A 9,810-nucleotide genomic window follows, 5' to 3' on the forward strand; every position below is an offset into this window, starting at 1 on the left:
TACTAGACGACCGTGAGTGGGACGAATGGCTGGCGTTGTACCGTAAAGATGCCGAGTTCTGGATGCCTGCCTGGGACGATGACGATCAGCTCACGCGGGATCCACACAGTGAGATTTCGTTGATCTACTATCCCAACCGCGAAGGGCTGGAAGATCGGGTCTATCGCATTAAAACCGAGCGTAGTGGTGCCAGCACGCCGGAGCCGCGCACCACGCATCAGGTGACGAACCTTGAAATCCTGTCGCAAGACGGGGACACAGTCGAGCTGCGGTTCAATTGGCACACGCTGAGTCACCGCTACAAAAAGACGGACAGTTTTTTCGGCACCTCGTTTTACACCTTAGACGTGTCGGGTGAGCACCCGCTGATCACAAGAAAAGTCGTGCAATTGAACAACGACTACATCCATCAAGTCATCGATGTGTATCACGTATAAGCATCGACGATGTAGACAGGGAAGTCGCTTATTGTGCTTTCCATAGAAGCACGATGGATATAACAACCTAAAACAATACAATCCTGGTGAATCCATAATGAAAAACTTTAAAAAGACCTCCCTCGTCACCGTACTAGGTGCTACAACCGCGCTTTCAGCCATGGGTCTTTCTGCTAATGAAGATCCTGTAAAGCTGGGGCTTCTGCTTCCTTACTCAGGAACCTACACGGCTCTCGGTGAGGCCATCACCAACGGTTTGAAGTTGGCCATTGAGCAGGAAGGGGGCCAGTTGGGCGGTCGCGATGTCGAGTACGTTGAGCTTGATTCTGAAGCCGATCCTTCTAAGGCTCCGCAGAACATGAGTCGTTTGGTTAACGGAGACAACGTGGATTTCGTGATTGGCCCAGTGCACTCAGGTGTGGCGATGGGCATGCTACGCGTTGCCAAACAAACTGGCGCTATCACCATCATTCCCAACGCGGGGCTAGGGGCAGCGACGAACGAGCTATGCATGCCGAATGTATTCCGCACATCCTTCAGTATGTGGCAAGACAGCTATCCCATGGGTAATGTGGCCTACAACCAAGGGCATAGAAAAGTCGTTACCATCACTTGGGATTATGCAGGAGGTAAAGAAGACCTCGCTGGCTTTGAAGAGGCCTTTACCGCTGAAGGTGGAGAAATTGTTCAGCAAATTCTAGTGCCATTTCCTAGCACCGAGTTTCAGAGCTACCTGACTCAGATTGCAAGCATTCAACCTGATGCTGTGTACACTTTCTTCGCGGGTGGCGGTGGTGTCAGCTTCGTTAGAGATTATGCGGCGGCTGGACTCAACGAGAGCATTCCCTTGTTGGGTTCCGGCTTTCTTACCGAAGGCAATCTAGAAGCCTTGGGAGATGCTGGTGAGGGGGTTATGACCACGCTTCACTACGCAGAGACCCTAGAAAACGACGCGAATCGCTCGTTTGTCGCCGCCTATGAGGATGCCTACGGTGAAGTGCCAGATACTTACGCGGTGCAGGGCTACGATACCGGCATGATGTTGGCCCAGGCTCTTAATGTGCTGGGCGGTGATACCTCAGATCGCGAGCGTTTAATCGATGTTTTAGCGAATGTTCAGTTAGCCAGCCCGCGCGGCCCGATGAGCTTTTCGGACTCCCACCATCCTATCCAGAATGTCTACCTCCGTGAGATTCGCGACGGCAAGCATGAGGTTGTCAGCATTGCTGCAGAGAATCTAGAAGTGCCCGACGACGCCTGTCAGATGTGAAGGCCTTTCGTAATGCATGGGAGCGGGGCAATCTCGCTCCTCCTTTTTGATGGTCGGAGGGGTCTCATGGATCTCGCATTTTTTGGTGTCCAGCTGCTGAATGGACTCCAGTACGGATTGCTGCTGTTTTTAATTGCCAGCGGGTTAACGCTGATTTTTGGAATCATGGGCATTATTAATTTGGCCCATGGCGCCATGTATATGATAGGTGCCTACCTGGTTTATGACTTAACCCTGCGATTTGGCAACTTCTGGTTGGCTATCTTGGTCGCTATCCCTATTGCCATTGCATTAGGTCTGATTATTGAGCGGCTGTTTCTCGACACGCTTTATAAACGCGACCATTTGTATCAGGTACTGCTGACCTTTGGCTTGATTTTAGTGCTCAACGAGGCACAGCGAATCATTTGGGGAGGCGATGTGCATCGCGTACCTGTGCCCGCGCCGTTTGATGCGAGTATCCAACTGACTGAAAACCTACAGTACTCGGTCTATCGACTCTTCGTCATGGGTGTTTGCTTAGCGTTGGCAGGGGTGATCTACGGTGTCATTCGTCATACACGTTTGGGCATCATTATTCGGGCCGGTGCTGTTAACCGCGATATGGTGGAAGGGCTCGGTATCAATGTTCGCACGCTGTTCACGCTTATTTTCAGCGTTGGTGTAGCGCTGACCGCATTTGCCGGCATGATTGCTGCGCCACTCACCTCAATTGCGCCCGGTATGGGTGACAGTATTTTGATCACATGCTTTGTAGTCGTTGTCATTGGGGGGATTGGCTCCATCAAAGGAGCCTTCTGGGGTGCCATCATTATTGGCATGGCCACCACCTTTGGCGCGGTGCTTATCCCCAGTCTCGCTAGCATGGTGATCTATCTGATCATGGCAGCGGTTCTCTTGGTGAAACCGCGCGGTCTTTTCGCGTGAGGAGAAAAAGCAATGTTACATAGATACCCCAAGCGCGTTGCCTACATCATGCTGGCACTGACGGCGCTAGTGGCGACCTTTCCTTTCTGGGGAGAGGCCGTCTTCGGTAACCAGGCCAATTTCATGCTAGAGAAGCTGACATTAATGCTGATTCTCGCGCTGTTTGCCATGAGTCTCGACTTGCTGGTAGGCATCGTGGGCCTAGTCAGCCTTGGGCATGCGCTCTTTTTCGGATTAGGTGCTTATACGCTGGCTCTTGCCAGCCCTGATTATAGCCCCGCGTCTATGTGGTGGATGCTACCGTTGGTCATCGGTGTTTCTGCTTGCGTCGGTCTTATTGTGGGCATCTTAGTCATTCGCACTAAAGGCATCTTCTTTATCATGACGACTCTGGCGTTTGGTCAGATGCTTTACTACTTCATTAGCACGTCTCAGTTCGCGGGCGGCACCGATGGTGTTTTTATCATGTTCCGCCCTAGCTTGGCGGTGGGCGATACCCTATTAGTGAATCTGGATAACCCTCACAGTTTCTTTTATTTCTGTTTAGGAATGTTATTGATCGGATATCTCTTTCTACGCTGGCTGACACGCTCCTACTTTGGCCAAGTGCTGGACGGTATTCATGATAACGAGCACCGCATGCAGGCCCTGGGCTATGCCACCAGTGGTTACAAATTGATCGCTTTTGTGATTGCTGGGGTCATGGCTTCGATTGCCGGAATGTTAGCAGCGATGCAGTACGGCTTTGCCAACCCGGCCCAGCTTGGCTGGCACACCTCCGGAGAGGTGTTAATGATGCTGATTTTAGGCGGCATGGGCACCATATTTGGCCCCATTCTGGGTGCCTTCGTGTATGAAATACTGCTGTTTGTGTATGAGCACGCCACGACTCACTGGCCCATCTTGATGGGGCTGACCATTATTGCTGCAGTGCTGGTGCTGCCGCGCGGAGTGGCAGGTCTGATTATCTCGCCTCCCTGGCAGCGTAAGCGCCGCAAAACGTCCAATGACGAGACTGAGAAGGCGCCGGTCTCTGCTCAGCCCGTTACACAGAGCAAGGTGGACTAGCCATGAGTGATGACATTGTATTAGCCACCCAAGGGCTGACACGTCGTTTTGGCGGCCTAGTGGCCGTGAATGGCGTGGATTTTGATGTGAGAGCGCACGAGATACATGCCATTTTGGGGCCGAATGGTGCCGGAAAAAGCACCCTCATTAACTTACTGTCTGGCGAGATCCCACCGTCGGAAGGACAAGTGCTGTATCAACAGAAAGCAATTCAAGGCAAAAGTGCTCGGCAAATTGCACGTCTGGGCATTGGTCGCAGCCATCAGAAGACCAATATCTTCCCGCGCCTTAGTTGCTTGCAGAACTGCGAGCTGGCGGCACGTATTCATATGGGTGGAGTGCTGGGTAGCTGGCGTTCACATCGAACCGCACAGCAGGTGAGCGAGCGCGCTCAAGAAGTATTGGAAACTTGTCAATTAAACCACAGAGCGAATACGTCCGCCTCGGACATGAGTTACGGCGAACAGCGCCAGCTGCAGATAGCTATGGTGCTTGCGACAGCACCGTCTTTGATGCTGTTGGATGAGCCGATGGCCGGGATGGGGCGCGAAGAGACGGCACAGGTTACTGAGTTACTCGCTAGTTTTACCGACCGCTACACACTGGTGTTGATCGAGCATGATATGGACTCTGTATTCCGCTTAGCCGACCGTATCACGGTCATGGTCGATGGCTGTGTACTAGAAAGTGGCCCGACGGAGCAGATACGTGCCAGTGATAAGGTACGCGATGTGTACTTGGGGCGCCACGATGAAGGAATAACAGCATGAATACAGAAGCGACTATGACTCCTCTGATCGATGCCCGTGGATTGCACACCTACTATGGCGAAAGTCATGTCTTGCACGGGGTCGATGTGACCCTAATGCCCGGAGAAACCCTCAGCCTGCTGGGTCGTAACGGTATGGGAAAGACCACTACTTTGAAGTCTATCCTCGGCTTTGTACCGCCACGCCGGGGAGAGGTCTTTATTAAGGGCGTCTCAACCGCGAAGCGTCGTCCCTGGCAATTGATGCGTCAGGGGATCGGATACGTGCCAGAAGGACGTGGGATCTTTCCCGGTATTAGCGTGCGTGAGCACCTCATCATGGCAGCGCGCCCCAATCAAAGGGGAGAGACTCCCTGGACTATGGAGCGAGTTCTGGATACGTTTCCGCGCCTGGGGCAACGCATTAATCATGATGGCGCGTTGCTGTCTGGCGGGGAGCAGCAGATGCTCTCGATTGGTCGTGCGCTGACAACAAATCCCGACCTGATGATCCTCGATGAAGCTACCGAAGGCTTGGCGCCACTGATACGTGATGAAATCTGGAAGATTATTCGCACCATTAAGGCGACTGGGATATCGACGATTATCGTCGATAAAAATATCGATAACCTATTGGAAGTGGCTGAAAAGCACTTACTGCTAGTGAAAGGTGAAGTTAAGTACAGTGGTGATTCTAAAGGACTTAGAGATAACCCAGAACTTTTGGAAACGCACCTAGGAGTTGCGTAATAAAAAAACCTGGCAAGTCTGTACTTGCCAGGCCACTAACATTGGGTAGTGACACTTAACCGCTTTAGGATATTTTGGTATGCAATTACACAAGGACTGGTCGGTGCCCGCGATCACCGCAGGATTCGTGGCGGTTCTGGTCTCGTATTCCGGCCCGCTGGCTATCTTTTTTCAAGCCGCCCAGAGTGCTGACATTTCGAGCACTATGATGACCTCTTGGGTTTGGGCCATTTCGATTGGGGCCGCCGTCTCGGGTATCTTGCTGAGTTTGTGGTTGAAAGTACCGGTCGTAACTGCGTGGTCTGCTCCGGGAACTGCATTGTTGGTAACACTTTTTCCGGATCTGTCGCTTAATGAGGCGATAGGCGCTTATCTAACGGCAGCCATGATCATATTCGTGATTGGTGTAACAGGCTCGTTTGATCGAATTATCCAGCTGATTCCGCCTGGCATTGCCAGTGCCATGATGGCAGGAATTCTGTTCCAATTTGGAATCGGCATCTTCGTATCATTAAACAATGTGCCTGCATTAGCAATTGGGATGATTATCGCTTATCTAGTTTTTAAACGTCTGACACCCCGCTATAGCTTGGTATGCCTATTGATTGTAGGTGTCATTTTGGCGGTCTGGCTAGAGGGGGCCAGCTTGGAGGGCGTGGGGCTCCAATTGGCGCAGCCCCAATTTATCCAACCGCACTGGACATGGCATGCCACCCTGAGCCTAGCGATACCACTGGTGCTTGTTAGTCTAACGGGGCAGTTTTTACCAGGCATGGCGATATTACGTACCTCGGGTTACTCAACGCCTGCTAAGCCAATTGTCACAGTGGCTAGTGTCACTTCGCTATTAACGGCTTTTTTTGGTGGTATTACCACGGTTATCGCTGCCATTACCGCTGCAATATGTACGAGCAAAGAGGCGCATGAAGATCCCGATAAGCGTTACGTTGCTGGGGTCGCGAACGGTGTGTTTTACCTGGTGGGCGGTATCTTTGCAGGCACCATTGTAGCGCTGTTTACTTCATTGCCGAACGAGTTTGTTGCAGTACTGGCGGGCCTCGCGTTGATTGGCGCTATAAGCAGCAATATCAGCGCTTTCGCAGCCGAAAAGAGTCACTTGGAAGCCTCTGTAATGACGTTCATTGCCACCGCATCTGGCGTTAGCTTCTTAGGGCTCGGTTCGGCTTTCTGGGGAGTAGTTGTGGGTGGTCTTGCCTACAACATACTGCACCGGCGCTTTTCGTCATTAAACAAAAACAAGTAATAACAATAAGAGCGACTTAAACAGTCACTGGAGAATAACGATGAATACGATTGTAGTGGCTATGGATGACAGTACAGACTCACTAACGTCTTTGGAGTTTGGCCAACACCTTGCGTTACAGTTAGGGGTTCAGGTGAAGGCAGTCTCCGTGGTGCCTGATCAAGCGGACGTCACCTCACGCTCGGCGATATTAAAAGCACGCCTTGATGCACTCCGTCTCGATGATATTGCGGTTGAGGTAGTCGCTCATCACAGTGTCAAAGACTACCTGGGAGGGCTGGCCAGTCGAGAGGATGTCGGACTGTGTATGATGGCTCATGGGCGTCGCCCCGTACCTGAGATGCTGATCGGTAGCGTTACCGCGGGTGTGGTTAGGCGTTCACAACGGCCCATTTTTTTGTGCGGGCCACGTTATAATAGCCGTGCTCACAAGCAGGTTGATGTATTGGCTGTTTGTGTCGATGGGTCAGCGCTCTCTGAAAAAATGCTGCCCTTTGCTGCTGTGCTGGCAAAGCAATTGAACGCGCGCTTACAGCTTTTACAAGTACTCGATACGTCAACGGCCAGAAAGCCAGTGTCTTTGAATCCCGCTGATGTTGCAGAGTCAGCGTATTTATCGGAGTTGGCGCGCCGAGTTGGTATAGATCAAGCTCTTGAGGTTGACTGGGAAGTACTTCATGGCGACCCGGCTGATTCTATTGTCAACTACTTGGCTGATAGTCACAACACCATGCTGGCCATGACAACCCATGGCCGAAGTGGTCTTTCTCAAGTGGTTGCGGGAAGCGTAAGCCATGAAGTCGTCCATGAGGCGCCATGTCCTGTTGCTGTACTTCGCCCATAGAGCTGTTGTTGATCGCACATCGATGTTATGGATATCGGCCTGAGCGCCGGTTTTCAACAAGCACATCTAAAATAGCATTGGCTTTTTGCATGAGTGGGGATGGTTTTTCGCCACGACGACGGCTGCAAATAACGGGCGATGTGATGCTTTTATCCGCTAAATATACATAGGTGATGCCGTCTCGCTGCACGCGTTTGACCTGCTCCGGTACAAGCGTAATGCCAATGCCAGAAGCGACGAGGCTGAGCGCGGTTTGCACCTCGTTTGCTTCCTGAAAAACTTGGACTTTTAATCCTCGTCTGCGAAATATGCCAAGTACCATGTCCGCTAAACTCGGGCGCGGTTTAGCGGGAAAGAGAATAAGGGGGTAGCATGCAAGCTCTTCACAGGTGGGGGTTGTTCCTTCGAGTGGGTGGCCGCTGGGTAAAGCCACGATGATGGGCTCATCAAAAAGGATATCCTGTTCCACATCGGGGTCGTCGATCCTTATACGGCCAAACCCCATATCGATACGACCAGCTTTCAAAGCCTGAATTTGCTGTACCGTCGTCAGCTCCGCTAGCGATAGCTCGACATTATCCATTTGTCTTAAATCACGCACGAGCGTGGGGAGTTGTCCATAAAAAACCGAAGGTACAAAGCCAATCCCAAACAGCTGACGTTTGTGGCGTGCCATATGACGAGTAGCTTCCACCGTAACATCGACTTTTTCTAGTATTTGTATAGCGTGTTGTTGGAAGAAAATGCCTGATGGGGTGAGCTGCAGGCCTCGTGAGCTGCGCTCGAATAGTTCGGTACCCACCTCTCGTTCCAGCTGCTTGATCTGACGAGAAAGCGGAGGTTGCGACATATGAAGACGCTCTGCGGCAGACGTGAAGTTGAGCTCTTCAGCAACCACACAGAAGTATCTAAGGTGGCGTAGCTCCATAATACCTCCAGGGTATAGCAGTCTGTTCGAAAGATATTGGATCGGATTAGGTATAAGCAACAAAATCTAGCCATAATTAATTACGCAGATAAAGCGTTCTAGATACCTAAAAGGTATAAGGTAACAGCTTTGTTCAAGGATGCTTCTAATACTTTAGTCAATATCGAGGGCGTTATGTATTCAAAAATCTTGGTGCCTATAGACGGTTCTGTACACTCCCAAAACGCACTTTCTGTTGCTTGTAAATTATCTGAAAAAGATATCACTAAAATTTATTTGGTTCACATTCCTGAAGTTATAGATGATAAAGAAAAGCTTATTTGGAATGTGAGATTTTTTGAAGCCGAAGAAAATTCCAATGACTTATATTTGGCTGGTGAGGGTTTTCTAAAAGAAGCTAAAAACTATGCTAAAGCTAAAGGCGTAAAAAATGTTGAGACAATGATAAAGCTTGGTAAGCCGGTTAGTGTGATACTTGAAATATCCAAGCAAGAAAAAGTAGACGTAATTGTAATGGGTAGTCGCGGGTTAAGTGATCTAGGAGGTATGGTGGCTGGTAGCGTATCTCATAAGGTGGGGCATTTAGCACAATGCAGTGTTGTCACTGTGAGTTAAGCTGAATGGGTTTTAAAGTTCTCAATCCTTATGGCGTGTTGGACGCCGCTAGGTCGTATCCTAAATATACACATAATATTCCATGAGATATTCTCGCTACAACTTGTTAAGAGTAGTTATGTGAAACTAGTGAGCATAAGCTTAGTGGTGACGGTTTTGTCTAAGTCTTATCAAACCGTCACCACTGTTATGGTACTTGCATGATCTATCTGATGCTGTGGCAAGCTAATTAACAGATCAATCATAAACACGTCGAAATCATGTATCTTTGTAACTCGTCTGAAAAAATGAGCATTTCCTAATCTGTAAGGGCAACATCCAGTCTGAGGGCCCTTGATACATAATAAGAGCCTAAATTGGACGGGCGTAACTAAATGTCAGCTTGGTAAAGTGATTTTCGGCTAGCCATCGGCATCTCCTTCAACCTTATTACGTCCACTTTGCTTTGCCCGATAGCTGGCCGTATCGGCACGACTAAGAATGTCGTCGATTGTCTTGTCACCTTGATGGAAATGACTGACCCCTATACTAGCGGTCACTTGCCATTGGCGTCCTTGCGCCTCTATCGAGCTATCCGCAATGCTTGCACGCAGAGACTCGGCAATGGTGAGTGCACGTGCTGGAGTACAGCCCGGTAGTAATACGGCAAATTCATCCCCCCCTTGTCGAGCGGCATAATCGCTACTGCGAATTTCGCTCTGTACGATACGCGCAATCTGTTGAAGCATTTGGTCGCCTAAAGCGTGGCCCCCTTGATCGTTGACTGGCTTAAAGTGATCTAAATCGAAAAGCATGACCGCGGTTGGTTTTTCCGAGCCTTGCCACTGAATAAGCAACTCTTCGAGGTGCCTCGTCAGACCGCGACGATTGAGCAAACCGGTTAGAGAGTCATGCTCTGCTTCCCAGCGTTTTTGAGCATAGTCTTGTTGGTGCTGAGTGATATCGAGCACTGTGCCGAC

The 9,810-nt window shown here is 50.3% G+C and carries 11 protein-coding genes; 9 read left to right on the forward strand and 2 right to left on the reverse strand.

Annotation, left to right across the window (positions count from 1 at the left end; genetic code table 11):
* From benB to ACN0R1_RS20655, 8 genes are all read left to right on the forward strand, one after another.
* A partial coding sequence (gene benB / locus ACN0R1_RS20620; RefSeq protein WP_417586040.1) for a benzoate 1,2-dioxygenase small subunit occupies positions 1-437 on the forward strand: 437 nt, incomplete at its 5' end.
* 97 nt (positions 438-534) lie between these two features.
* Positions 535-1,707: an ABC transporter substrate-binding protein gene (locus ACN0R1_RS20625; protein WP_417586041.1), complete on the forward strand. Its 1,173-nt coding sequence runs from the start codon at positions 535-537 to the stop codon at positions 1,705-1,707.
* Positions 1,708-1,773: 66 nt separating this feature from the next.
* On the forward strand, positions 1,774-2,634 hold the full coding sequence (locus ACN0R1_RS20630; protein ID WP_417586042.1) for a branched-chain amino acid ABC transporter permease: 861 nt from the start codon (positions 1,774-1,776) through the stop codon (positions 2,632-2,634).
* A 12-nt stretch (positions 2,635-2,646) separates the two neighbouring features.
* Positions 2,647-3,702, forward strand: a complete 1,056-nt coding sequence (locus tag ACN0R1_RS20635) for a branched-chain amino acid ABC transporter permease (protein ID WP_417586043.1) — start codon at positions 2,647-2,649, stop codon at positions 3,700-3,702.
* Between the two features lie 2 nt (positions 3,703-3,704).
* Positions 3,705-4,472, forward strand: a complete 768-nt coding sequence (locus tag ACN0R1_RS20640) for an ABC transporter ATP-binding protein (protein ID WP_417586044.1) — start codon at positions 3,705-3,707, stop codon at positions 4,470-4,472.
* A complete protein-coding gene (locus tag ACN0R1_RS20645; RefSeq protein ID WP_417586045.1) occupies positions 4,469-5,200 on the forward strand; it encodes an ABC transporter ATP-binding protein in 732 nt (243 codons plus the stop codon). Before ACN0R1_RS20640 ends, ACN0R1_RS20645 begins: the two co-directional genes overlap by 4 nt.
* 79 nt (positions 5,201-5,279) lie before the next feature.
* On the forward strand, positions 5,280-6,464 hold the full coding sequence (locus tag ACN0R1_RS20650) for a benzoate/H(+) symporter BenE family transporter (RefSeq protein ID WP_417586046.1): 1,185 nt from the start codon (positions 5,280-5,282) through the stop codon (positions 6,462-6,464).
* Between the two features lie 40 nt (positions 6,465-6,504).
* Complete coding sequence (locus tag ACN0R1_RS20655) at positions 6,505-7,308, forward strand: universal stress protein (protein ID WP_417586047.1); 804 nt, start codon at positions 6,505-6,507, stop codon at positions 7,306-7,308.
* Positions 7,309-7,333: 25 nt separating this feature from the next.
* Here ACN0R1_RS20655 and ACN0R1_RS20660 read toward each other — a convergent pair whose 3' ends face one another.
* Positions 7,334-8,236, reverse strand: a complete 903-nt coding sequence (locus ACN0R1_RS20660; RefSeq protein WP_417586048.1) for a LysR family transcriptional regulator — start codon at positions 8,234-8,236, stop codon at positions 7,334-7,336.
* Between the two features lie 129 nt (positions 8,237-8,365).
* Between ACN0R1_RS20660 and ACN0R1_RS20665 the strand changes: the two genes are divergently transcribed.
* On the forward strand, positions 8,366-8,851 hold the full coding sequence (locus ACN0R1_RS20665; RefSeq protein ID WP_417586049.1) for a universal stress protein: 486 nt from the start codon (positions 8,366-8,368) through the stop codon (positions 8,849-8,851).
* Between the two features lie 401 nt (positions 8,852-9,252).
* Here ACN0R1_RS20665 and ACN0R1_RS20670 read toward each other — a convergent pair.
* The coding region (locus ACN0R1_RS20670; RefSeq protein ID WP_417586050.1) for a GGDEF domain-containing protein at positions 9,253-9,810 on the reverse strand (558 nt) is incomplete at its 5' end.

Origin of the sequence: Nitrincola sp., assembly GCF_048264025.1 — a bacterium.
In the GTDB taxonomy this organism is placed as follows: domain Bacteria; phylum Pseudomonadota; class Gammaproteobacteria; order Pseudomonadales; family Balneatricaceae; genus Nitrincola.